20 protein-coding genes are annotated in these 24,598 nt (G+C 68.2%); 14 read left to right on the top strand and 6 right to left on the bottom strand.

Annotated features, from left to right (window positions below):
• Positions 1-53 precede the first annotated feature (53 nt).
• The 6 genes from J2Y70_RS06535 to J2Y70_RS06560 all read left to right on the top strand — a co-directional run bounded on the left by J2Y70_RS06535 (position 54) and on the right by J2Y70_RS06560 (position 11,417).
• Positions 54-3,017, top strand: a complete 2,964-nt coding sequence (locus J2Y70_RS06535) for a TonB-dependent receptor (RefSeq protein ID WP_309914926.1) — start codon at positions 54-56, stop codon at positions 3,015-3,017.
• Positions 3,018-3,117: 100 nt separating this feature from the next.
• Positions 3,118-4,743 (top strand): glucoamylase family protein, encoded by a 1,626-nt coding sequence (locus tag J2Y70_RS06540; RefSeq protein WP_309914929.1) that lies wholly within the window; start codon positions 3,118-3,120, stop codon positions 4,741-4,743.
• A gap of 11 nt (positions 4,744-4,754) precedes the next feature.
• Positions 4,755-6,053, top strand: a complete 1,299-nt coding sequence (locus J2Y70_RS06545; protein ID WP_309916203.1) for a sugar ABC transporter substrate-binding protein — start codon at positions 4,755-4,757, stop codon at positions 6,051-6,053.
• Positions 6,050-6,931: a carbohydrate ABC transporter permease gene (locus tag J2Y70_RS06550; RefSeq protein ID WP_263109714.1), complete on the top strand. Its 882-nt coding sequence runs from the start codon at positions 6,050-6,052 to the stop codon at positions 6,929-6,931. Before J2Y70_RS06545 ends, J2Y70_RS06550 begins: the two co-directional genes overlap by 4 nt.
• Positions 6,928-7,764 carry a carbohydrate ABC transporter permease gene (locus J2Y70_RS06555; RefSeq protein ID WP_184411024.1) on the top strand — a complete coding sequence of 279 codons (837 nt, stop codon included), beginning with the start codon at positions 6,928-6,930 and terminating at the stop codon, positions 7,762-7,764. Before J2Y70_RS06550 ends, J2Y70_RS06555 begins: the two co-directional genes overlap by 4 nt.
• A 509-nt stretch (positions 7,765-8,273) precedes the next feature.
• Positions 8,274-11,417 carry a discoidin domain-containing protein gene (locus J2Y70_RS06560; RefSeq protein WP_309914935.1) on the top strand — a complete coding sequence of 1,048 codons (3,144 nt, stop codon included), beginning with the start codon at positions 8,274-8,276 and terminating at the stop codon, positions 11,415-11,417.
• Positions 11,418-11,638: 221 nt separating this feature from the next.
• Here the strand turns inward: J2Y70_RS06560 and J2Y70_RS06565 are convergent, their stop codons facing one another.
• The 5 genes from J2Y70_RS06565 to zwf form a co-directional block, all read right to left on the bottom strand.
• Positions 11,639-12,298, bottom strand: coding sequence for a bifunctional 4-hydroxy-2-oxoglutarate aldolase/2-dehydro-3-deoxy-phosphogluconate aldolase (locus J2Y70_RS06565; protein ID WP_309914938.1), 660 nt, complete (start codon positions 12,296-12,298; stop codon positions 11,639-11,641).
• A gap of 97 nt (positions 12,299-12,395) precedes the next feature.
• A complete protein-coding gene (gene edd, locus J2Y70_RS06570; protein WP_309914941.1) occupies positions 12,396-14,312 on the bottom strand; it encodes a phosphogluconate dehydratase in 1,917 nt (638 codons plus the stop codon).
• A gap of 127 nt (positions 14,313-14,439) precedes the next feature.
• Positions 14,440-15,159 (bottom strand): 6-phosphogluconolactonase, encoded by a 720-nt coding sequence (gene pgl, locus J2Y70_RS06575; protein WP_263398006.1) that lies wholly within the window; start codon positions 15,157-15,159, stop codon positions 14,440-14,442.
• Positions 15,156-16,163, bottom strand: a complete 1,008-nt coding sequence (glk, locus tag J2Y70_RS06580; RefSeq protein WP_309914946.1) for a glucokinase — start codon at positions 16,161-16,163, stop codon at positions 15,156-15,158. The genes pgl and glk overlap by 4 nt, the downstream gene beginning before the upstream one ends.
• Complete coding sequence (zwf, locus tag J2Y70_RS06585; protein WP_309914948.1) at positions 16,160-17,596, bottom strand: glucose-6-phosphate dehydrogenase; 1,437 nt, start codon at positions 17,594-17,596, stop codon at positions 16,160-16,162. The genes glk and zwf overlap by 4 nt, the downstream gene beginning before the upstream one ends.
• A 436-nt stretch (positions 17,597-18,032) precedes the next feature.
• Between zwf and J2Y70_RS06590 the strand changes: the two genes are divergently transcribed.
• Positions 18,033-19,157 carry an ABC transporter ATP-binding protein gene (locus tag J2Y70_RS06590; RefSeq protein WP_263398009.1) on the top strand — a complete coding sequence of 375 codons (1,125 nt, stop codon included), beginning with the start codon at positions 18,033-18,035 and terminating at the stop codon, positions 19,155-19,157.
• A gap of 32 nt (positions 19,158-19,189) precedes the next feature.
• Here J2Y70_RS06590 and J2Y70_RS06595 read toward each other — a convergent pair whose 3' ends face one another.
• Positions 19,190-20,056, bottom strand: a complete 867-nt coding sequence (locus J2Y70_RS06595) for a folate-binding protein (protein WP_309914953.1) — start codon at positions 20,054-20,056, stop codon at positions 19,190-19,192.
• A gap of 38 nt (positions 20,057-20,094) precedes the next feature.
• Here J2Y70_RS06595 and J2Y70_RS06600 point away from each other — a divergent pair, with 38 nt between their 5' ends.
• The 7 genes from J2Y70_RS06600 to J2Y70_RS06630 all read left to right on the top strand — a co-directional run bounded on the left by J2Y70_RS06600 (position 20,095) and on the right by J2Y70_RS06630 (position 24,597).
• The gene (locus J2Y70_RS06600) at positions 20,095-20,265 is read left to right on the top strand and encodes a DUF1674 domain-containing protein (protein WP_263398011.1); all 171 of its coding nucleotides are present in this window, start codon (positions 20,095-20,097) and stop codon (positions 20,263-20,265) included.
• A gap of 61 nt (positions 20,266-20,326) precedes the next feature.
• Complete coding sequence (gene sdhC / locus J2Y70_RS06605) at positions 20,327-20,719, top strand: succinate dehydrogenase, cytochrome b556 subunit (RefSeq protein WP_263398012.1); 393 nt, start codon at positions 20,327-20,329, stop codon at positions 20,717-20,719.
• Positions 20,716-21,102 (top strand): succinate dehydrogenase, hydrophobic membrane anchor protein, encoded by a 387-nt coding sequence (gene sdhD / locus J2Y70_RS06610; protein ID WP_184411015.1) that lies wholly within the window; start codon positions 20,716-20,718, stop codon positions 21,100-21,102. The genes sdhC and sdhD overlap by 4 nt, the downstream gene beginning before the upstream one ends.
• Before the next feature lie 34 nt (positions 21,103-21,136).
• Positions 21,137-22,927: a succinate dehydrogenase flavoprotein subunit gene (sdhA, locus tag J2Y70_RS06615; RefSeq protein ID WP_309914959.1), complete on the top strand. Its 1,791-nt coding sequence runs from the start codon at positions 21,137-21,139 to the stop codon at positions 22,925-22,927.
• Between the two features lie 105 nt (positions 22,928-23,032).
• A complete protein-coding gene (locus tag J2Y70_RS06620; RefSeq protein WP_179564023.1) occupies positions 23,033-23,815 on the top strand; it encodes a succinate dehydrogenase iron-sulfur subunit in 783 nt (260 codons plus the stop codon).
• A gap of 127 nt (positions 23,816-23,942) precedes the next feature.
• The gene (locus J2Y70_RS06625; RefSeq protein WP_039006563.1) at positions 23,943-24,191 is read left to right on the top strand and encodes a succinate dehydrogenase assembly factor 2; all 249 of its coding nucleotides are present in this window, start codon (positions 23,943-23,945) and stop codon (positions 24,189-24,191) included.
• Positions 24,142-24,597, top strand: coding sequence for a hypothetical protein (locus J2Y70_RS06630; protein ID WP_309914966.1), 456 nt, complete (start codon positions 24,142-24,144; stop codon positions 24,595-24,597). The genes J2Y70_RS06625 and J2Y70_RS06630 overlap by 50 nt, the downstream gene beginning before the upstream one ends.
• Position 24,598 lies beyond the last annotated feature (1 nt).

Raw genomic sequence — 24,598 nt, forward strand, 5'->3', positions numbered from 1 at the left:
CTCCCTTGTTGACGCAGTCACTACAACAACCAAGAACCACCCTGGAGGGTTTCATGAATCATCGTACTCACACGGCAGCCAAGCCGGTCCGCAAGCTGCTCAGCGCAGCGTTGGCCAGTTGCCTGCTGCTGAGCGCCGCGCCGGCGTTCGCGCAGAGCACCGCCGCCACGATCCGTGGCCAGGTCGCGAGCGACGCGGCGGCACAGGCCCAGGTCACCGCCACCAACCTGGCGACCGGCCTGTCGCGCACCGTGCAGGTCAACAACGGCAGCTATTCGGTCGGCGGCCTGCCGCCGGGCTCATACCGCATCGACCTGACCGCCAATGGCCAGACCACCACCCAGAACGTCACCGTGCAGGTCGGCCAGACCGCCACGCTGAACCTCGGCGCCGCCGCGCCGGCCGCCACCGCCAACGGCGAAGGCGCCACCACGCTCGACGCGGTGCAGGTCACCGCGCCGCCGGTGCTGGTGGAAACCCGCACCTCCGAGAACGCCACCTACATCTCCAACGTGCAGATCGAGAAGCTGCCGCAGGCCACGCGCAACTTCCTCGAGCTGGCCGACAGCGTGCCCAGCGTGCAGTTCCAGCGCGACGCCAAGGGCAACACCTCGGTGCGCTCCGGCGCGACCTCGGCCAACGGCACCAACGTCTACATCGACGGCATCAGCCAGAAGAACTACGTGCTGACCGGCGGCGTCAGCGGCCAGGATTCCAGCCGCGGCAACCCGTTCCCGCAGTCGGCGATCGGCGAGTACAAGGTCATCACCTCCAACTACAAGGCCGAGTTCGACCAGGTCAGCAGTGCGGCGATCGTCGCCTCGACCAAGTCCGGCGGCAACGATTTCCACGGCAGCTTCTTCTGGGATACCACCAACGACGACTGGCGCGCCGAGAGCCCGCTGGAGCGTGAAGCCGGCAAGCGCGACGATTTCTCCGAAACCCAGTACGGCGCCACGTTCAGCGGCCCGATCCTGCAGGACCGCGCGCACTTCTTCGTCGCCTACGAGGCCAAGGAATACACCACGCCCAACACGGTGATCCCGGGCGGCATCTATGCCGATCGCGTCGACCAGCTGCCGGGCGAACTGCAGCCGCTGGTCGCCACCTACAGCACCCCGTTCAAGGAAGACCTGTATTTCGGCAAGATCGACTGGACGATCGGCGACAACCACCTGTTCGAACTGTCCGGCAAGTACCGCAAGGAAGATGAGCTGTCGGACATCGGCGACACCACCACCTACCAGCACGGCAGCACCAACGGCCAGGAAGAGAAGCGCGCCAACCTGCGTTGGCAGTACACCGGCGCGGCGTTCCTCAACGATCTGAACCTGAGCTACGAAAGCGCCTACTGGACCCAGGATCCGCTGACCAACGGCAGCGGCTATGTGCTGTCGTACGTGCCGCAGGCCGGCAACGAGACCACCATCCTCACCGCCGGCGCCGGCAGCAGCTTCCAGAACAAGGGCCAGGAAGGCTGGACCCTGCAGGACGACCTGACCTTGAACAGCATGGACTGGCACGGCAGCCATACGGTCAAGATGGGCTTCAAGTACAAGGACATCGAGCTGGATTCGACCCAGATCAATCCAGCCAATCCGCAGTACTACTACAACATCCTGACCGATACCGACACGCCGTACCGGGTGCGCTGGGGCGACACCAACAGCGGCGGCTCGGTGGTGTCCAAGAACAAGCAGTACGGCATCTACCTGCAGGACGACTGGGAGGTCAACGAGCACCTGACGTTGAACCTGGGCGTGCGCTACGACTACGAGAAGACCCCGTCGTTCCTCGATTTCGTGACCCCGGCCGACGTGGCCGGCGCGCTGCAGAACTGGAGCAATCTCAATAACGCCAACTACGACATCTCCAACTACATCAGCACCGGCAACAACCGCAAGGCGTTCAAGGACGCCTGGCAGCCGCGCCTGGGCTTCTCCTACGACCTGGCCGGCGATCAGGCGCACGTGATCTACGGCGGCGCCGGCCGTGCCTACGACCGCAACATCTTCGACTACCTGGCGCTGGAGCAGCTCAACAACAGCTTCAAGTCGTACAGCTACTACTTCAACAGCGCCAACAACCCCTGCCTGGGCGACCCCTGCGTGGCCTGGAACGAGAGCTATGCCACCCAGGCCGGCCTGGACGGGCTGGCCACCAGCAACACCGGCGGCGGCGGTCGCGAGATCTACCTGATCGACAACAACATCAAGGTGCCGTACTCCGACCAGTTCAGCATCGGCATGCGCAACATGCTGCACTTCTGGGGCAACGACTGGTACACCGACGTGACCCTGAGCCGGATCGTGAGCAAGGACGGCTTCGTGTTCCTGCGCGGCAACCGCCGTGCCGACGGTTCGTTCTTCCTGCCGGGCACCACCTCCGGCGTGCCGACCGAGTCGCCGGATGGGTACAGCGCGATCGTGCTGGGCACCAACGGCCTGGAGACGCGCAACAACCAGCTGGCGCTGAAGCTGGACAAGCCGTACGACAAGGAATCGGGCTGGGGCCTGACCGTGGCCTACACCTTCTCCGACGCCAAGGAGAACCGCCAGTACGGCGAGCACTACGCGCTGGACCAGGAGTCGATGGCCGGCTACGGCTGGCGCGAGGCCGGCGGCATCCCCAAGAACCGCCTGGTGGTGACCGGCATCTACGACCTGCCGTACGCCATCACCCTGTCCGGCAAGCTGTCGCTGGCCAGCCAGACGCCGCGTTACGGCACCAATTGCCTGGCAGGCAACGAGCAGTGCTATATCATTCAGTACAAGCCGGATTCCACGTTGGGCTACAAGGAATTCAGCCTGGCGGTGAACAAGGAATGGGATACCGGCGCCGGCATCAAGTTCAACGTGCGTGCCGACGTCATCAACCTGTTCAACTGGACCAACTATGCGGACTACAACACCGCCACCGGCACCTTCGACGATCTGAACACGTCGTACGGCACGCCGAATGGGGTGCTGGCCTCGCCGATGCGCACGTTCAAGCTGTCCTTCGGCTTGAACTGGTAAGTCCTGCTGCCGTGGCTCCCGAACGATCGGGAGCCGCGGCGGTCGCAGAGTGGGGTATATTTTCGGGTGTGGATGTAAACGATTTCACAGGGGTGGCACGATGATGAAGCAGCGCGCTTTCGTACGCTTTTCGCTGGTCCTGACGATCGCGGCCGGCGTGTTGTTGACGTCGTGCAAGAAAACCGAAGAACCGACCGCGCCGGACCAGGCGCCGGTCAAGGTCATCTTGGTGGAAGCCGAGTTGCCTCCCAAACTGCTGAAACCCGAATTGCCGCCGCTGTTCGACGACATCGAACGGCGCACGTTCCAGTTCTTCTGGGACACCACCAACGAGCAGAACGGCATGTCGGTGGATCGCTACCCGTCGCGCCCGTTCGCCAGCATCGCCTCGATCGGCTTTGCGCTCACCGTCTACCCGATCGGCTACGAGAACGGCTGGATCAACCGCGAACAGGCGGTGCAACGCACCTTGACCACACTGCGTTTCCTGCGTGACGCGCCAGTTGGCCCGCAACGCGCCGGCCGCGCCGGCTACAAAGGCTTCTACTACCATTTCCTGGACATGCAGAAGGGGCTTCGCTATGACCAGTGGGTGGAGCTGTCGAGCGTGGACACCGCGCTGCTGATGATGGGCGTGCTGTTCGCGCAGTCCTATTACGAGGGCGACAACGCCGACGAGCGCGAGATCCGCGAGATTGCCGATGCGCTCTACCGCCGCGTCGACTGGAAATGGATGCAGCAGCGCAAACCGCTGATCTCGATGGGCTGGTATCCGGAACGCGGCTTCATCCAGCACGACTGGATGGGCTACAACGAAGGCATGATGGTCTACATCCTGGCGCTAGGCTCGCCCACCCATCCGGTGGAACCGGATGCATGGCTGGAATGGACCCGGACCTACAACAAGGACTGGGGCGTGTTCCAGGGCCAGGAGTACCTGTCCTTCGGTCCGTTGTTCGCGCACCAGTACAACCATGTCTGGATCGACTTCCGCGACATCCAGGACCAGTACATGCGCGAGCACGGCATCGATTACTTCCTCAACAGCCGGCGCGCCACCTTGGCGCAGCGCGACTACGCCATCGACAACCCGATGAAGTGGAAGGAGTACGGCGAGAACGTCTGGGGCCTGACCGCCAGCGACGGCCCGCAGAACACCACCCAGGAGTACCGAGGCGAGCAACGCCAGTTCTTCCATTACCGCACCCGCGGCGCCGGACTGTTCGAGCACTTCGACGACGGCACCATCGCGCCCACCGCGGCGGTGTCCTCGATCGTGTTCGCGCCGGAGGTGGTCATTCCGGCGACCCAAGAGATGCACAAGCGCTTCGGCGACTACATCTATTCCAGCTACGGGTTCCTGGACGCGTTCAATCCCAGCTTCAACTACGATATTCCACTCAAGACCGGGCGCATGGTCCCGAACCGCGGCTGGGTGGCGGGCGACTACATCGGCATCGACCAGGGCGCGATCGTCACCATGATCGCGAACTACCGCAACGAGTTCGTCTGGAACGTGATGAAGAAGAACAAGTACCTACGCACCGGCCTTGAGCGAGCGGGATTCAGCGGCGGCTGGCTGACTCCGGAAGGCGAGCCGCAATCGGTGCCGAAAAAGGACGAGCAGGCCGCGGTCGCGCGTGCGCTGGGCATCGCCGAGTCGCGCGCCGCGTCCGCCGAGGCGCAGCAGAATCCCGCGCAGCGCCAACCGCAGAAGCCCGAATGAGCGCACTGCGGATGACCCGTCGCTGGCTGGCGCTGGGCGCGCTGATGGTGGCCGTCTGCGGCTGCGCGCGTACGCCGCAGGGCGAGGTGGTGCGGTTCTGGGCGATGGGCCGCGAGGCCGAGGTGGTGGCCGAGCTGATCCCGGAATTCGAGAAGGAGAATCCCGGCATCCGCGTGGACATCCAGAACATCCCGTGGACCGCCGCGCACGAGAAGCTGCTGACCGCGTTCGCCGCCGACGGGCTGCCGGACGTGTGCCAGCTCGGCAACACCTGGATCCCCGAGTTCGCCGCGCTGGACACGCTGCAGCCGCTGCAGCCCTACGTGGACAGCTCCAAGGTGGTCGATCCGAAGGACTACTTCGCCGGCATCTGGGACACCAGCGTCATCGACGGCCAGCTGTACGGGGTGCCGTGGTACGTGGACACGCGCCTGCTGTTCTACCGCAAGGACATGCTCCGCGACGCCGGCGTGGAGACGCTGCCGCAGACCTGGGCCGAGTGGGAACAGGCCATGGCCGCGGTGAAGAAGCACGTGGGGCCCAAGCGCTACGCGATCCTGATGCCGATCAACGAATTCGAGCAGCAGCTGTCGCTGGGCCTGCAGCTGGACGATCCGCTGCTGCGCGACCACAACAACTACGGCAACTTCCGCAGCCCCGGCTTCCGCAAGGCGCTGGGCTTCTACGCCAACATGTTCGAGCAGGACTGGGCGCCGAAGATGTCCGAGACCCAGATCTCCAACGTGTGGGACGAGTTCTTCAACGGCTTCTACGCCTTCTACATCTCCGGGCCATGGAACATCCGCGAGTTCCGCAAGCTGGAACCGGCGGCGCTGAAAGGGCAGTGGGGCACGATGCCGCTGCCGGGTCCGGACGGTCCGGGGGCCGGCATCGCCGGCGGCACCAGCCTGGTGATCTTCCGCAAGTCGCAGCAGAAGGACGCGGCGTGGAAGCTGATCGAGTTCCTGTCGCGGCCGCAGACCCAAGCGCGCTTCCACGCGCTGATCGGCGACATGCCGCCGCGGCGCAGCACCTGGGAGTACCCGTCACTGGCCAACGATCCGCTGGCGCATGCGTTCCGCGACCAGCTGGAGCGGGTCAAGCCGGCGCCGAAGGTGCTGGAATGGGAGCGCATCGTGCAGGAAATGCGGCTGGTCACCGAGCGCGTGGTGCGCGGCGGCGAAAGCCAGGAGAAAGCGGTGCAGGACCTGGACAAGCGCGTGGACGAGATCCTGGAGAAGCGGCGCTGGATCTACCAGCAGCAGCATCCGCAGGCAGCGGCGGCGCCGGCCGCGGGAGCGACGCCATGAAGCGCGGGTCCCTGGCCGGCTGGCTGTTCGCCGGCCCGGCGCTGATCGTGATCGGCGTGTTCTTCGGCCTGCCGGTGCTGTCGGCACTGGCGCTGAGCGTCACCGACTTCGACCTGTACGCGCTGGCCGACAGCAACCACCTGCGCTTCGTCGGCTTCGGCAACTACATCGAACTGCTGCAGACGCAGATGTTCTGGAAGTCGCTGTGGAACACCACCTACTTCGTCATCGTCGGCGTGCCGCTGTCGATCGGCGCCTCGCTGGGCGCGGCGCTGCTGCTCAACGCGCCGGTGGCGCGGTTCAAGCCGCTGTTCCGCACCGCGCTGTTCGCGCCGGTGGTGACCACGCTGGTGGCGGTGGCGGTGATCTGGCGCTACCTGTTCCACACCAGCTACGGCCTGGTCAACTACGGCCTGAGCCACCTGGGCATCGGCCCGGTCGACTGGCTCGGCGACCCGCATTGGGCGATGCCGACGATCATGCTGTTCGCGGTGTGGAAGAACTTCGGCTACAACATGGTGATCTTCCTGGCCGGCCTGCAGGGCATCCCGCAGGACCTGTACGAGGCCGCGCGCATCGACGGCGCATCGAAGTGGCGGCAGTTCCTGCACATCACCCTGCCGATGCTGGGGCCGGTGCTGCTGGTGGTCGGGGTGATCACCGTGTCGGGCTATTTCCAGCTGTTCGCCGAACCCTACGTGATGACCCGCGGCGACCCGCTGCAGAGCACGGTCAGCGTGCTGTACTTCATGTTCGAGGAAGGCTTCAAGTGGTGGAACCTCGGCCGCGCGTCGGCGGTGGCGTTCCTGCTGTTCCTGATCATCCTGGGAGTGACCTCCGTGATGCTGCGCTTCGGCCGCAAGAAGGACCTGGTATGAGTCGCGAGATCGGCGCTTCGCGCTGGAACACGCTGCTGGTCAACGGCGGGCTGCTGGTGTTGGCGCTGGTCAGCCTGGCGCCGCTGCTGTGGATGGTGTCGGTGTCGTTCATGCCGGCCGGGCAGGCCAGCCGCTTCCCGCCGCCGATGCTGCCGACCGGCCCGACCCTGGCCAACTACGGCGAGCTGTTCTCGCGCACCGGCATGGCCCGCAACTTCGCCAACAGCCTGCTGGTGTCGTGCGCGATCACCTTCGGCTCGCTGCTGATCAACACCATGGCCGGCTACGCCTTCGCCAAGCTGCGCTTCGTCGGCAAGGAGCGGATCTTCCAGATCCTGCTGGCGGCGCTGGTGATCCCGGCGCAGGTGGCGATGCTGCCGCTGTTCCTGCTGATGAAGCAGCTGCACCTGGTCAACAACTTCGGCGGCGTGGTGGTGCCGGCGCTGGCGACGGTGTTCGGCATCTTCCTGGTGCGCCAGTACGCGCGCTCGATCCCGGACGAACTGCTGGAGGCGGCGCGCATCGATGGCGCCGGCGAACTGCGCATCTTCTTCCAGATCGTGCTGCCGATGCTCAAGCCGGTGCTGGTGACGCTGACCATCTTCACCTTCATGGCCGCGTGGAACGACTTCATGTGGCCGCTGATCGTGCTGACCGACCAGGAGCACTACACCTTGCCGGTGGCGCTGGCGGCACTGTCGCGCGAGCACATCATGGACGTGGAGATGATGATGGCCGGCGCGGTGGTGACGGTGATCCCGGTGCTGGCGCTGTTCCTGGCGCTGCAGCGCTACTACATCCAGGGCTTGCTGCTGGGTAGCGTGAAGGGGTGAGGCGCAACGCTTGCGCGCCACTGGCGCGCGTTGCGCCGAACGCCCGGCCACGGATGGCCGGGCCGGTTTGTCCGGAGCCGATCGGTTGCGCCAGGGATGGCATGGGAAAGATGCGAGTGCGGCGACGCGCTTGCGAGCCACTGGCTCGCGCGTCCGCGAACGCCTGGCCAGGGATGGCCAGGCCGGACGTTCTGGTGCACGAGTGTTGCGCCATGGATGGCAGCAGTTTTGCCGATCATGGAGCGCCACTGGCGCGCGTTGCGCCGGACGCCCGGCCACGGATGGCCGGGCCGGTTTGTCCGGAGCCGATCGGTTGCGCCATGGACGGCATCGGAACCGGGCGAGTGTGGGGACGCGCCTGCATCGCTTCGCGCTGAACTGCAGGCCATGATGGACGTACGTGCAGGAGGGGCGTCGGCCCCGACGCCTTGCTGGTAGAGCCAGGGCCGACGCCCCTCCTGCAAAAACCAACGACGAGCAGGGCGAGGTCTATGACGGACGGTGCGGCGATGAAGAGCGGGCGGTGGCTGGTGGCGGTGCTGGGACTGGCGGTGGCGCAGGCCTTCGCCGCGGGGCCGACCGCGCCGCTGGCGCTGGACGGCTTCAACAACCTGGACAACTGGCAGATCGTCGTCTCCAACCAGGTCACCGCCTCGACCCGGCTGGTGCAGGCCGCCAGCGGCGGCCGCGCCAAGGCGATCTGCCTGGACTACGACTTCAACGGCGTCTCCGGCTACGCCGGCATCCGCCGCGCGCTGCCGGTCGAGTATCCGGACAACTACCAGCTCTCGTTCCAGCTGCGCGGCGATTCGCCGAGCAACGACCTGCAGTTCAAGCTGGTCGACGCCAGCGGCGACAACGTGTGGTGGGTCAACCGGCCGCGCTACGACTTTCCCAAGCAATGGACCACGGTCGCCTTCAAGAAGCGGCAGATCGACAAGGCCTGGGGGCCGAGCCCGGAGAAGGAACTCAAGCGCAGCGCGCAGATCGAGTTCACCATCTACAACCAGGTCGGCGGCAAGGGCACGGTGTGCTTCGACCAGCTGGCGCTGACCCCGCTGCCGCCGCAGGACACCTCGCCGCTGGCGGTGAAGGTCAGCGCCGACACCGCGCCGGCGCTGGAGCAGCGCATCGCCGACGGCAAGGCGGACACGGTGTGGTACAGCGGCAACGCCAAGACCCAGACGGTGATGCTGGACCTGGGCAAGGTGCGCGAGTTCGGCGGCGCCAAGCTGCAGTGGGCGCCGGGCGTGTACGCCTCGCGCTACCGGCTGCAGGGTTCGGCCGACGGCCGCAGCTGGCGCGAACTGCGCAACGTCACCGCCGGCAACGGCGGCACCGATTGGTTGCCGATGCCCGAGACCGAGGCGCGCTACGTGCGCATCGACCTGGAGGACGGCCCCAGCTTCCGCTACGGCATCGCCGACATCGCGTTGCAGCCGCTGGCCTTCGCCGCCACCCCGAACGACTTCGTCAAGTCGGTGGCGGCCGATTCCACCCGCGGCTGGTTCCCGCGCGGCTTCAGCGGCGAGCAGCCGTACTGGACCATCGTCGGCCTGGACGGCGGCCGCGAGCAGGGCCTGGTCGGCGAGGACGGCGCGATCGAAGTGGGCAAGGGCGGCTTCAGCATCGAGCCGTTCCTGCTGCTGGACGGCAAGCGCCTGAGCTGGGCCGACGTGAAGACCGCACAGAGCCTGCAGGACGATTACCTGCCGATCCCGAGCGTGGACTGGAGCCACGACAATGCCGGCCTGCGCATCACCGCCTTCGTCCAGGGCACCCCGGAGCAGGCGCAGCTGGTGGCGCGCTATCGGCTCAGCAACCCGAGCAAGCAGCCGCACGACTACACCCTGGCGCTGGCGGTGCGGCCGTTCCAGGTGAACCCGCCGAGCCAGTTCCTCAACACCGTCGGCGGGGTCAGTCCGATCCATCTGCTGGTGTTCGACGGCGACCAGGTGCAGGTCAACGGCGAGCCGCGGGTGTTCGCGGTACAGAAGCCCGATGCGGCCTATGCCACCGCGTTCGACGCCGGCATCGACGTGGAGCGCTTGTCTGCCGATGGCGCCGCGCTGCCGCAGCAGGCGTCCGACGCCGACGGCCTGGCCTCGGGCGCGCTGCTGTACCGCGGGCGCCTGGCCCCGGGCGAAGTGCGCGAGGTGGCGTTGCTGATCCCGCAGACCGGCGCGCAGGCGTTGCCGGCCGGTTTCGACCCGGCCAAGGCGCAGCAGCAGGTCGCCGCGCAATGGCGCGAGAAGCTGGACCGGGTGCAGCTGCACGTGCCGGCCGAGGGCAAGGCGCTGGCCGACACCCTGCGCACCGCGCTGGCGCACATGCTGATCTCGCGGATCGGGCCGCGCCTGCAGCCGGGCACGCGCTCGTATTCGCGCAGCTGGATCCGCGACGGCGCGATGATTTCCGAAGGCCTGCTGCGCCTGGGTCGCGCCGACGTGGCGCGCGAATACCTGGAGTGGTACGCGCCGTACCAGTTCGCCAATGGCATGGTGCCGTGCTGCGTGGACGACCGCGGCAGCGATCCGGTGCCGGAGAACGACAGCCACGGCGAACTGATCTTCGGCGTCGCCGACTACTACCGCTACAGCGGCGACCGCGCGTTCCTGGAGAAGATGTGGCCGCACGTGCTGGCCGCGTACGAGTACATGGAGCAGTTGCGGCTCAGCGAGCGCACCGAGGAGAACCGCGCGCGCAACCCGGCGTTCTACGGAATGATGCCGGTGTCGATCAGCCACGAAGGCTATTCGGCCAAGCCGATGCATTCGTACTGGGACAACTTCTGGGCGCTGCGCGGCTACAAGGACGCGGTGGAGATCGCCGCCGAACTGGGCCGGATCGACGATGCGGCGCGCTTCGCCGCCGCGCGCGACGAGTTCCGCCAGGACCTGTACGCCTCGCTGGACAGCGCCACGCAGCAGCACCACATCGATTTCCTGCCGGGTTCGGCCGAGCTGGGCGATTTCGATCCCACCTCCACGACCATCGCGCTGGCGCCGGGCGGCGAGCAGGGGCGGCTGCCGCCGCAACTGCTGGGCAACACCTTCGAGCGCTACTGGGGCGAGTTCGCCAGCCGCCGCGACGGCAAGCGCGAATGGAAGGACTACACGCCGTACGAATGGCGCAACGTCGCCGCGTTCGTGCGCCTGGGCTGGCGCGAGCGCGCCTGGGACGCGACCCAGTTCTTCTTCAAGGACCGCGCGCCGCAACCCTGGAACCAGTGGGCCGAAGTGGTCTCGCGCACGCCGCGCAAGCCGTTCTTCGTCGGCGACCTGCCGCATGCCTGGGTCGGCTCGGACTTCGTGCGCTCGGTGCTGGACATGTTCGCCTACGCGCGCGACGTCGACGACAGCCTGGTGTTGGCGGCCGGCGTGCCGGCGGCGTGGTTCGACGGCAAGGGCATCGCCATCCAGGACCTGCGCACCGCGCAGGGCGAACTGAGCTACCAGCTGCGCCGGCAGAAGAACCGCCTGACCCTCGGCATCGCCGGCGGCCTGCGCGTGCCCAGCGGCGGCCTGGTGCTGCCCTGGCCGTACCCGGGCGAGCCCGGCCGCACCCAGATCAACGGCGAAGCGGCGCAGTGGGAACACGGCGAACTGCGGATCCGTTCGTTGCCGGCGGATGTGCAGATTGAGGTGAGGTGAGGTGTCGGGACTCGGGACTGGGGACTCGGTGGAGCCGGGACCAGGGACCGGGGACCAGGGACCCGGAACGGCAAACGCGACAGCAACAGCCGGGACCAGGGACCGGGGACCCGGAACGGCAAACGCGACAGCAACAGCCAAACAAAAAGCGCCGGCATGCCGGCGCTTTTCTTTTGCTTTTGATTTTCCGGGTCCCTGGTCCCCGGTCCCAGGTCCCGGCCTTACCCAGCCCTGACAGACCGCACGATCCCGGCCGCCTTCGCCGCGCTCTCCCGCACCTTGTCCCACTCGCCGTTGGCCAGCCAGTCCTTGGGCACCATCCACGAGCCGCCGATGCAGACCACGTTCGGTTGCGCCAGGTACTCGGCGGCGGTGCTTTCGCCGATGCCGCCGGTGGGGCACAGCTTCAGGTCGGCCAGCGGGCCGGCCAGGCCCTTGAGCATCGCCAGGCCGCCGACCGCCGAGGCCGGGAACAGCTTGCACACGCGGAAGCCGCGCGCCATCAGCGCCAGCAGTTCGGTCGGGGTGGCCGCGCCCGGCACCACCGGCAGCGGCGCCCGCGCCAGCGCGTCGGCCAGCACCGGCGGCGTGCCCGGGGTGACGATGAAATCGGCGCCGGCGTCGATCGCCTGCTGCAACTGGGTCTCGCTGAGCACGGTGCCGGCGCCGATCTTGATGTCCGGCAGCTCGCGCTTGAGCATCGCCAGCGCGTCCATCGCCACCGGCGTGCGCAGGGTCAGCTCGATCGCGGGCAGGCCGCCTTCGAGCAAGGCAGCGGACACGCGGCGCGCCTCGTCCAGGGTGTGGACGGTGACAACCGGCAGGATGCCGGCAGCGCGCAGCAGCGCTTCGGCTGTGTTCTGGTATTCGGCAATCGTCATGACAGTCTCGTGTTGGCGATGATGGCAGGGGTTCGTTGGCCGCATGCGGCCGGCGCAGGGGAGGGCAGGCGCGCGCGGCGCCTGCCGGGCCGCGGGCTCAGGCGTCCTTTTCCTCGTGCGGCGCGGCGGCGGCTTCGGCGCTGCGGCCCAGGTCGTACTCGGCGTCGTAGTCCCACACGTCGCCGTCGGCGGCCGGCGGGCCGCAGGAGATCGACATCGCGCCCTGGTCGGCGGGGCCGACCACGCGGCGATTGATCGCGAACAGGTTGCGGCCGATGTCGTGCGCGGCCGGCGCGGTGTTCGGCGCCAGCGCGCGCGAGGCCCATTCGACCGCATCCACCAGCACTTCCAGGGTGCCGGCCTCGCCGTCCAGGCGCACGATGTCGCCCTCGCGCACGCGGGCGATCGGGCCGCCGCGCGCCGCTTCCGGGGTCACGTGGATCGCCGCCGGGAACTTGCCCGAGGCGCCGGACAGGCGCCCGTCGGTGACCAGCGCCACGCGCCGGCCCTGGTTCTGCAGCAGGCCCAGCAGCGGCGCCAGCGAATGCAGTTCCGGCATGCCGTTGGCGCGCGGGCCCTGGTAGCGCAGCACCACCACGAAGTCGTGCGGCAGCACGCCGGCGGCATGCAGCTTGTTCAGGACCTGCGGCGCGTCGATGACCACCGCCGGCGCCTCGATGGTGCGGAATTCCGGTTTCACCGCCGACAGCTTGATCAGCGAGCGGCCGATATTGCCGCGCAGCAGGCGCAGCCCGCCCTGCGCTTCGAACGGGTTGGACGCCGGGCGCACCACCGTCTCGTCGGCGCTCTTGGCCGGAGTCGGCACGTAGGCCAGCGCGCCGTTCTGCACGCACGGCTCGTCGCCGTAGGCGCGCATGCCGCCGGGCACGATGGTGGCCAGGTCGTCGTGCATCAGCCCCGCGTCCATCAGTTCGCGGAACACGAAGCCGATGCCGCCGGCCGCGGCGAAATGGTTCACGTCGGCCTCGCCGTTGGGATACACCCGGGTCAGCAGCGGCACGATCTGCGACAGCTCGTCCAGGTCGTCCCAGGTCAGCACGATGCCGGCCGCGCGCGCCACCGCCACCCAGTGGATGGTGTGGTTGGTGGAGCCGCCGGTGGCCATCAGCGCGACCGCGGCGTTGACGATCGCGCGCTCGTCGATCAGCCGGCCGAGCGGGCGGAAGTCGCTGCCCAGCGCGGTGATGCGCAGCGCGCGTTCGGTCGCCTCCTGGGTCAGCGCATCGCGCAGCGGCGTGCCGGGATTGACGAACGAGGCGCCGGGCAGCTGCACGCCCATCGCCTCCAGCAACACCTGGTTGGAGTTGGCGGTGCCGTAGAAGGTGCAGGTGCCGGGCGCGTGGTAGGAGGCCGATTCGGCGGCCAGCAGCTCGTCGCGGGTGGCCTGGCCGGCAGCGTAGCGCTCGCGCACCTCGGCCTTCTGCTTGTTGGGGATGCCTGGGGTCATCGGCCCGGCCGGCACGAACACCGCCGGCAGGTGGCCGAAGGCCAGCGCGCCGATCAGCAGGCCGGGCACGATCTTGTCGCACACGCCCAGGTAGAGGGTGGTGTCGAACATGTCGTGGCTGAGGCCGATCGCGGTGGCCTGGGCGATCACGTCGCGCGAGAACAGCGACAGCTCCATGCCCGGGCGGCCCTGGGTCACGCCGTCGCACATCGCCGGCACGCCGCCGGCGACCTGCGCGGTGGCGCCGAGCGCGCGCGCGGTGCTGCGGATCATCTCCGGATAGTGCTCGAACGGCTGGTGCGCCGACAGCATGTCGTTGTACGCGGTGACGATGCCCAGGTTCGGGGTGATCCCGCCTTCCAGCCGGCTCTTGTCGGTCGGGCCGCAGGCGGCGAAGCCGTGCGCCAGGTTGCCGCAGCTCAGCCGCGCGCGGAACGGGCCATCGCGCAACGCGGCGTCGATGCCGGCCAGGTAGGCGCGCCGCGACGGCGCACTGCGCTCGCGGATGCGTTCGGTGATCGCATGGATTTTCGGATGCAGGCTCATTGGCTGAAGTGGCTATGAAGTGTGGGGATGTCGGGACTCGGGACGGGGGACTGGGGACTCGAAAGAGCGGGAATGCGCCAGCCCTGGGCTGTTACGAGTCCCGAGTCCCGAGTCCCCGGTCCCGGCTTCATTCGCACCAAAGCACGCGCAAGCGCGCACCAGGCGTATCGAAAGCGACGCGGATCGGGAATTCGTGCGGATCGGTGCCGGCCAGCGCGCGTTCGAGCACGTCCAGCTTCTGCTTGCCGCGCAACAGCAGCATGCGCCGGCCGATCGGTGCCAGCCCGGCCGGGGTCAGGGTGATGCGCAGCGGCCAGGTATTGGCGCCGGGGCAGCCGGTGGCGTCGAGCGCGGCGTAGGGCAGCGGATTGGCCAGCGCCTTGCTCAGGTCGGTGGCGCCGGGGAACAGCGACGCGGTGTGGCCGTCGCCGCCCATGCCCAGCACCGCCAGGCACGCGGCCGGCGCGTGCTGCGCATGCAGGTTGGCGGCATGCACGCAGTCCTGCAGCGGCTTGCCGACCCGCACCAGCGGCTCGAAGCGCGCGCCTTCGGCACGCTCCAGGAAGCTCTGCCGGACCAGGTAGGCGTTGCTGTCGCTGTCCTGCGGCGACAGCCAGCGCTCGTCGACCAGGCCCACGTCCAGCTTCGACCAATCCAGCGGCAGCTCGGCCAGCGCCTGGTACACCGGCGCCGGGGTGGTGCCGCCGGACAGCAGCAGCCGCGCGCCGCCGCGCCGTTGGATCTCCTCGCGCAGCGCGTCGCCGATCTCGGCCGCCGCCGCGTCGATCCATTCGTCGGGATCGTCGTAACGGATCAGGGTGATGCGATCGGACAACGTGGGGTTCATGCGACGACTCCTGGGGATTCGCGCTCGGCATCGACCGCGTAGGCAGCGGCGCCGAGCAGGCCGGGACGCGGATGGATCACCGCCAGCGACGGCACCCGCGCCATGATCGACGAAAAGCGGCCCTTGTGCTCGAAGCGCTGGCGGAAGCCGGAATGCTGGAGCGCATCGAGCATCTTCGGCACCAGGCCGCCGGTCAGGAACACGCCGTCCCAGGCGCCGTGCATCAGCACCAGGTCGCCGGCGATGGCGCCGAACACCGCGCAGAACACGTCGATCGTGCGCATCGCGCGGTAGTCGCCCTGCGCGGCGCGCGCGGTGATGTCGGCCGGCTGCAGCGGGCCCGGGTCGTCGCCGGCGATCTCGCTGAGCGCGCGATGGATGTTGACCAGGCCGGGACCGCAGATCAGGCGCTCGTTGGAGACGCGGCCGAACTGTTGCGACAGCAATTCCAGGATGCGGATCTCCTCGGGCGTGCCGGGCGGGAAGCTGACGTGGCCGCCCTCGGTCTCCAGCGGATAGCAGCGGCCGCCGCGGATCAGCAGGCCGCCCACGCCCAGGCCGGTGCCCGGGCCGATCACCGCGTAGTTGCGCGGCTGCGCGATCGGCGCCGGCTGCCAGACCGCGCCGCCGACCTGGATCACGTCCTGCGGCTGCAGCAGGCTGATCGCCATCGCCTGCGCGGCGAAGTCGTTGATCAGGTGCAGTTCCTCGAAGCCGAGCATGGCGCGGGTGCGCGAGCGCGAGATCACCCACGGATGGTTGGTGATCCGTGCCTCGTCGCCGTCCACGCGCCCGGCCACGGCGAACACGCCGCTGCGCGCGTCCACCCCTGTCTGCTGCAGGTAGTAGCGCGCGGCATCGCCCAGCGACGGGAAGTCCACCACCGCGAAGGTCTGGGTGCTGTCGTCGAGCAGCGGCGCGGACGCGCCGAGGTCGGCGAGCGCGAAGCGCGCGTTGGTGCCGCCGATGTCGGCGACCAGCACCGGCCGCAGCGGCGCGGTCATGGCGTGTCCCGCTGCACGGCGCTGGCGTCGTCGGCGGAGACGTAGCGTTCGGCTTCCTGCGGACCCCAGCTGCCGGCCGGGTAGGGCAGCAGCGGCGACTGCGCCTGCGCCCAGGCGTCGCTGACGCTGTCGATCCAGGCCCAGGCCGCGCGCACTTCGTCGTCGCGCACGAACAGCGCGTGGTTGCCGTTGAGCGCGTCGAGCATCAGCCGCTCGTAGGCGATGCGGCGGTGCAGGCCGGTCGGCACCGACAGCTCCAGCTCCAGCGGCTGCAGTTCCAGTGCGCCCCATTCCGGGCCGGCCAGGCTGCTCATCAGGCCCAGTTCGATGTTTTCCTGCGGCTGCAGCTGGAAGGTCAGCCGGTTCGGCGCCACGTGGGTCGCGTCGGGGCGCTCGAACAGCCAGTGGGTGACCGGCTTGAGCGTGACCACGATGCGCGTGGTGCGTTCGGCCAGGCGCTTGCCGGTGCACAGCCGGAACGGCACGCCGGCCCAACGCCAGTTGTCGATGTAGGCGGTGACGCCGACGAAGGTCTCCACGTCGCTGCCTTCCGGCGGCTGGTAGGCCTGCGCCGGCTGGCCGTTGATGGTGCCGGCGGTGTAGCGCCCGCGCACGCTGTCGCGCGCGGCGTGCGCGGCCTGCAGCGGGCGCAGCGCGCGCAGCACCTTGACCTTCTCGTCGCGGATGCGGTCCGCTTCCAGCGATGCCGGCGGCTCCATCGCCACCAGGCACAGCAACTGCAGGATGTGGCTCTGGACCATGTCGCGCAGCGCGCCGGAGCGCGCGTAGTAGGCGTCGCGGCCGTCCACGCCTTCGCTCTCGGCGACCAGGATCTCCACCGACTCGATGTAGTTGCGGTTCCACACCGCTTCCAGCAGCGTGTTGCCGAAGCGCAGCGCGATCAGGTTCTGCACCGCGGCCTTGCCCAGGTAGTGGTCCAGGCGGAACACGCGGTCCTCGTCGATCAGCGCGCCGATCGCCTGCAGGATCTCGCGCGCGCTGGCCGAGTCGTGGCCGATCGGCTTCTCCAGCATCAGCCGGTTCGGCGCCGCCAGCGCGCCGCCCAGGGCCAGGCCCTGGCAGGTGCTGATGTACAGCCCCGGCGGGATCGCCAGGTAGCTGACGCACTTGCGCGAGGCCAGCTCGCGCACCGCATCGGCCACCGACTCGGCGTTGCGCAGGTCCACCGAGCGGTAGTCGGTGCGATCCAGCAGCGATTGGATGACCGCTTCGCTGACCTGCGGCATCGCCGCCTGCAGGCGCGGCTTGAGGATCTCGTGGAACTTGGCGGTGTCGTGCGGCGACAGCGCCAGCGCGCGGATGCGGAAGTCTTCCGGCAGGAAGCCGTCGTCGAGCATGCGCAGCAGCGAGGGGAACAGGTAGCGCTGGGCCAGATCGCCGGTGGCGCCAAACAGCAGGAAGGTATCGTGCATCGACCGGTTTTCGGTTTCGGGTGACATTTCGTCGATCACCTGGGGGCTAGAAGTGACGTGGCGTTGGTAAGCAAGCGGCGGGACCGGCCTGTATCCGTCCTGCGGCTCGTGCGGGCATAGCGGGTGACCGCCAGCGGGACCGCACGATCCTGGAGATGAATACGACTGCCAGACCTCTGAGCATACCTGTCTAATGCCTCAAACATCAGGCTGCTGCTCGTGCGCGCGCCGGGACGGCGGCGGGTTGGCGGATCGCATCGCAGGCCCTCGCAGGCGTCGATGTTGCCCCGTGAAAACGGTTACATGGCAGAATACCGCATTGCGCTCCCATTGTTGCCTGTGTCGCTGGCACGATGCGAACCGCATTCGTATGCACTGCCATCGGGAGGGACCGGCGGCAGCCCGTCTCTCCCAGCCGGAAACCGGATACCGCACCATGGCGAAAGTACAACTGGACAACATCCGCAAGGTCTACGACAACGGCCAGGTCGCCGTGCACGGGGCCAGCTTCGAAGTGGCCGACGGCGAGCTGATGGTGCTGGTCGGGCCGTCCGGCTGCGGCAAGTCCACCCTGCTGCGGATGATCGCCGGGCTTGAAGAGATCAGCGGCGGCGAACTGCGCATCGGCGAGAACGTGGTCAACGACGTGGCGCCGAAGGACCGCGACATCGCGATGGTGTTCCAGAGCTACGCGCTGTACCCGCACATGACCGTGGCCGAGAACCTGGCGTTCGGGCTGAAGCTGCGCGGCGAACCCAAGGACGTCATCGAGCGCCGTGTCGCCGCCGCCGCCGAGACGCTGGGCCTGACCCCGATGCTCGGCAAGCTGCCGCGGGCGATGTCCGGCGGCCAGCGCCAGCGCGTGGCGCTGGGTCGCGCGCTGGTGCGCGAGCCGGCGGTGTTCCTGCTCGACGAGCCGCTGTCGAACCTCGACGCCAAGCTGCGCCATTCGGTGCGCACCGAGATCGCGCAGCTGCACCGCAAGCTCGGCACCACGATGATCTACGTGACCCACGACCAGGTCGAGGCGATGACCCTGGGCCAGCGCATCGTCGTGCTCAAGGACGGACTGATCCAGCAGATCGACACGCCGATGGCGCTGTACGAACGCCCGGCCAACCTGTTCGTGGCCGGGTTCCTCGGCAGCCCGGCGATGAACGTGCTGCAGGGCCAGCTGGTCGAGGAAGACGGCGTGCACCTGCAACTGGCCGACGGCAGCCGCGTGCCGCTGCACGGCGCGCATGTCGCGCCGCAGTGGCTGGGCCGGCCGATCGCGATCGGCGTGCGGCCCGAGCACCTGCAGCCCAGCGCGGACGGGCAGGGCGGGTTCGCGGCCACCATCGAGGTGATCGAGCCGGTCGGCAACGAGATCTTCGTCAACCTCAGCTACGGCAGCCAGCCGCTGGTGATGCGGGTGGCGCCGCGCGCGCTGCCGGGGCTGGGCGAAAGCCTGCGCGTGGCGGTGCGCGGCGAGGCGCTGCATTTCTTCGATCCGGAGAGCGGCGAGCGTTTGGAAGCGCGGGACTCGGGACTCGGGACTCGGGACTCGCAACCGCAATAAGCCAAGGTGGGCGTTCCCGGCCGCTGCCGGGTTCAGCGCGCGAGGCCTTCGTGCAGCGGCTGCCATTGCGCGGCCTGCGCACCGATGGACAGGCCGGTCGGCGGCGCGTCCTCCAGCGGCAGCACCGCCAGCGCCAGCGCGCCGGCGACGCTGACCACGCTGCCCAGCGCCTGGCCGTCGCGCAGCACCTGCGCGCCGACCTCGGCCACGCCGTCCACCGCCAGCAACTGCAGCGCGCGCTTGGCCTTGCCCAGGAAATGGGTGCGGGCGACGATCTCCTGGCCCGGATAGCAGCCCTTCTTCACGCTGAAGGCATGCAGCCGGTCCAACGCCAGCTGCTGCGGGGTCCATTGTTCGCGCTGGCTGGCGTCGAGCCGGGCCAGGCCCAGTGCCAGGTCCGTCCGGCGCCACGCCGCGGCGAATGCGGGATCGGCCGCGCCGGCATCGGCGGCCGGTGCCAGCAGCAGCGTGCGCGGCATCGCGCCGCCGCCCATGTCCAGCTCGATCACGCCGTGGTCACCCGGCGCAGACGCTGCGCCCCGGGCCTGCTCGGGCATGCTCAGGCGCCCGAAGCCATGCAGATCCTCACGCACCGCAATGCGTACCTTGCGCCGGAACACGAAGCGGTTCAGCGCCGTCGCCAGGTCCGCCGCGCCGCCGTCGGGCAGCAGCACCAGCAGGTCGTCGTCGGCGCGCCGCAGCAGCGCGAACAGCGCGATCACGCGGCCTTTCGCGGTCAGCCAGGCGTTCCACTGCCAATGGCCGTTGCGCAGCGCCTGCACGTCGTTGGCGAACTGCGCCTGGGCGAAAGCCACTGCATCCACGCCGCTCAAGCCTACGTATTGCAGGTCTGGCAGCGCGGAAAAACGGTCGAAAGTGAGATTCAGGTTGTCAGGCACGAGGGGGAGGACTAAAATTACGCTGTTGTGAGACCCGCATGATAGGCCAACCAACCCCCACACCCGAGTCCGATCCCGAAACGCAGCGACCCGCCGAGGAGACGACTCCGGAAGCGACGCCTGCGCCGCGGGAAATCGGCGGTCGCGGCGGCCTCGAGCCGACGCGCTACGGCGACTGGGAGAAAAACGGACGCTGCATCGATTTCTGATCCAGCTTTGAGCCAACGCGGCCTTAAGCACGCCGCCCAGCCGAGACAACGAGCCCAGCGAATGGCGACCCGCGAACGTCCTCTTTCCCCCCACCTGCAGGTCTATCGTTGGCAGATCCAGATGGTGACCTCGATCCTGAATCGAGCCACCGGCATCGTGCTTTCGATCGGCGCCCTGGTCATCGCCGCCGGTTTGCTGGCGCTGATGCTCGGCCCGTCCTCCTGGAACCTCTTCCGCGATATCGCCGGCGCCTGGTACGGACAGGTGTTCCTGTTCGGCTGGACCTGGTGCTTCGCCTTCCATCTGTTCGGCGGCCTGCGCCACATCCTGCAGGACTTCGGCCAGGGCTACGCGGTGCGTGCCTTCGTCACCATCGGCTGGCTGTCGGTGATCCTCAGCTTCGTGCTGACCGGCGCCGTGTGGGCCTACGTGTTGCTGGGAGCTGGCGCATGAACCGTTACCGTACTCCGCTGAAGAACGTGCGCGGCCTGGGCGCTGCGAAGACCGGCACCGAGCACTTCGTGGTGCAGCGGTTGACCGCCACCGCGCTGGTGCCGCTGTCGATCTGGTTCCTGATCTTCGTGCTGGGCCTGATGGGCTCGGACTACGTCGCCGCCACCGAGGCGGTGGCCAAGCCGTGGAACGCGATCCTGCTGGTCGGCTTCCTCATCGCCGCGTTCTGGCATGCGCAGTTGGGCATGCAGGTGGTGCTGGAAGACTACGTGCACACCTCGCTGCTGGCCCTCGCGGCGCAGACCATCGTGCGTTTCGTCGCCGTGCTCGGCGCCATCGTCAGCATCTTCGCCGTGGCGCGCATCGCGCTGGGCATTGCCTGATCCGCCGGCGACCCTTCTAGGAACCCCCATTTCGATGTCCGCTTACAAGATCACCGAACACAAGTACGACATGGTCGTGGTCGGCGCCGGCGGCGCCGGCCTGCGCGCCACCTTCGGCCTGGCCCAGAAGGGCCTGCAGACGGTCTGCCTGACCAAGGTCTTCCCGACCCGTTCGCACACCGTGGCCGCGCAGGGCGGCATCTCCGCCGCGCTCGGCAACATGGGCGAGGACGACTGGCGCTACCACTTCTACGACACCATCAAGGGCTCGGACTGGCTGGGCGACCAGGACGCGATCGAGTACATGTGCCGCGAGGCGATCCCGGCGATCATCGAGCTGGAGCACTACGGCGTGCCGTTCTCGCGTACCGAGGACGGCAAGATCTACCAGCGTCCGTTCGGCGGCATGACCACCAAGTACGGCGAAGGCCCGTCCGCGCAGCGCACCTGCGCCGCCGCCGACCGCACCGGTCACGCCATGCTGCACACGCTGTACCAGCAGTCGCTGGCGCACAACGCGCGCTTCATGATCGAGTACTTCGCGCTGGACCTGATCTTCGACGAGGAAGGCGTGTGCCGCGGCGTGCTTGCGCTGGACATGGCCGAAGGCTCGCTGCACCTGTTCCGCGCCCATGGCGTGGTGCTGGCCACCGGCGGCTACGGCCGCGCCTACTTCAGCGCCACCTCGGCGCACACCTGCACCGGCGACGGCGGCGGCCTGGTGATGCGCGCCGGCCTGCCGATGCAGGACATGGAGTTCGTGCAGTTCCATCCCACCGGCATCTACGGCGCCGGCTGCCTGATCACCGAGGGCGTGCGCGGCGAAGGCGGCATCCTGCGCAACAGCAACGGCGAGCGCTTCATGGAGCGCTACGCCCCGCACTACAAGGATCTGGCCTCGCGCGACGTGGTGTCGCGTTCGATGACCATCGAGATCCGCGAAGGCCGCGGCGTCGGCGAGCACAAGGACCACATCCTGCTCGACCTGACCCACCTCGGCCCGGAAGTGATCAACGACAAGCTGCCCGGCATCGCCGAGAGCGCGCACATCTTCGCCGGCGTCGACGTAGCCAAGCAGCCGATCCCGGTGATCCCGACCGTGCACTACAACATGGGCGGCATCCCGACCAACTACCACGGCGAAGTGGTGCGCAAGGACGGCGACAACCCGGATTCGGTGGTGCCCGGCCTGTACGCGATCGGCGAGGCGGCCTGCGTGTCGGTGCACGGCGCCAACCGCCTGGGCTCCAACTCGCTGCTGGACCTGGTGGTGTTCGGCCGCGCGGTGGCCATCCGTTGCGCCGAGACGATCAAGTCCGGCGCGCCGCACAAGACCCTGCCCAGCGATTCGTGCGACAAGGCGCTGGGCCTGCTCGACAAGCTGCGCAACTCCAACGGCGGCACCCCGACTTCGGTGATCCGCGACAAGATGCAGCGCACCATGCAGTCCGACGCGGCGGTGTTCCGCACCAGCAAGACGCTGCAGGAAGGCGTGGACAAGATGGCCGAGATCTTCGCCACCTTCGAGGACGTGAAGGTCTCCGACCGCTCGCTGGTGTGGAATTCGGACCTGATCGAGACCTACGAACTGAACAACCTGCTGCTCAACGCGGTGGCGACGATCAACTCGGCCGAGCAGCGCAAGGAAAGCCGCGGCGCGCATGCGCACGAGGATTTCCCCGACCGCGACGACGTCAACTGGCAGAAGCACACCCTGGTCACCGTCGACGACAAGGGCCAGTGCAGCTTCGACTACCGCCCGGTGCACATGTACACGCTCAGCAAGGACGTTGACGTGGTGCCGCCGAAGCCGCGCGTGTACTGACCAAAGCCGGGATTGGGGATTGGTGATTCGGGATTCGAAGCACTTCGTTTCCTGCGCCCAACGCACCCCCCAATCCCTAATCCCCAATCCCGGATTTTAAAAGCCATGGCAGAGTTCACCCTCCCCAAGAATTCCAAGATCGGCAAGGGCAAGCACTTTCCCGCCACCGGCGCGAAGAATGCACGCACCTTCAAGGTCTACCGTTGGAATCCGGACGACGACAGCAACCCGCGTACCGACACCTACGAGGTGGATCTGGACGCGTGCGGCCCGATGGTTCTGGACGCGCTGATCAAGATCAAGAACGAGATCGATCCGACCCTGACCTTCCGCCGTTCCTGCCGCGAGGGCATCTGCGGGTCGTGCGCGATGAACATCGACGGCACCAACACGCTGGCGTGCACCAAGGCGATCGCCGACTGCGACAAGGCCGAAGTGCCGATCTATCCGCTGCCGCACATGAGCGTGATCAAGGATCTGGTGCCTGACCTGACCCACTTCTACGCGCAGTACGCGTCGATCAAGCCGTGGATCCGCACCCAGACCCCGCCGCCGCCGGACCGCGAGCGGCTGCAGTCGCCGGAAGACCGCAAGAAGCTCGACGGCCTGTACGAGTGCATCCTGTGCGCGTGCTGCTCGACCAGCTGCCCGAGCTACTGGTGGAACGGCGAGCGCTACCTGGGCCCGGCGATCCTGCTGCAGGCCTACCGCTGGATCATCGACTCGCGCGACGAGGACACCGGTGCGCGCTTGGACGACCTGGAAGATCCGTTCAAGCTGTACCGCTGCCACACCATCATGAACTGCGCGCGGACCTGCCCGAAGGGGCTGAACCCGGCGCTGGCGATCGCCGAGATCAAGAAGCTGATGATGGCGCGCCGCGCCTGATCGGTTAGCTCCACACACGGCGGGCGTGCCCGTCGACTGCGCGGCACCGGCTTTCGGGTTCGGTGCCGCGCGCGTTTCCGGCGGTCGCCGCAGCAGGCGCCCGTCCACCAAGAATGGGTGCGATGCGATGGACGAAGCCACCGAACTGAAGAAGCTGCGCTGGCGCTGCCGGCGCGGCATGCGCGAGCTGGACCAGCTGTTCGGGCGCTACCTGGACCGGCGCTGGGCGCAAGCCTCCGAGGCCGAGCGCGGGGTTTTCCTATACCTGCTCGAATGCGAGGACGATAAGTTGTGGCGCTGGTTCATGGGCTACGAGGCTTGTCCCGATGCACGCGCCGCCGATCTCATCGCCACCATCCGCGCCATGCCGGCTTGAGTGGCGCCCATCGCGCTGGCTGCTGGCGGCACTGGCGCTGCTGAGCGTGCTGGCGCCGCTGTCGATCCTGGGCTCGGACATGCCGCGGCCCTGGGCCTGGCCGGCAGCGGCGTTGGCCGCGCTGTACGCGGCGCTGCTGCTGCGCCGCGAAGCCCGCCGCGCGCCGCGCGCGTTGCTGATTCCGCCGCAGGGCAGCGTGGCGGCGAGCGTCGATGGCCAGCCGGTGGCGGCGCTGCAGGTGGACTGGCGCGGGCCGCTGGCGTTCGTGCGCTGGCGCGACGCGCACGGCCGGGTAGGGCGCCTGGCCTGGTGGCCGGACACGCTGCCGGCGCCGGCGCGACGTGAACTGCGTCTGGCCGCTCAGGCCCGTGCCGCTTCGTCTGCGCCCCCGCAGATGGCACCATAGC

The sequence above is a fragment of the Xanthomonas sp. 1678 genome, from assembly GCF_031455575.1.
Classification (GTDB): domain Bacteria; phylum Pseudomonadota; class Gammaproteobacteria; order Xanthomonadales; family Xanthomonadaceae; genus Xanthomonas_A.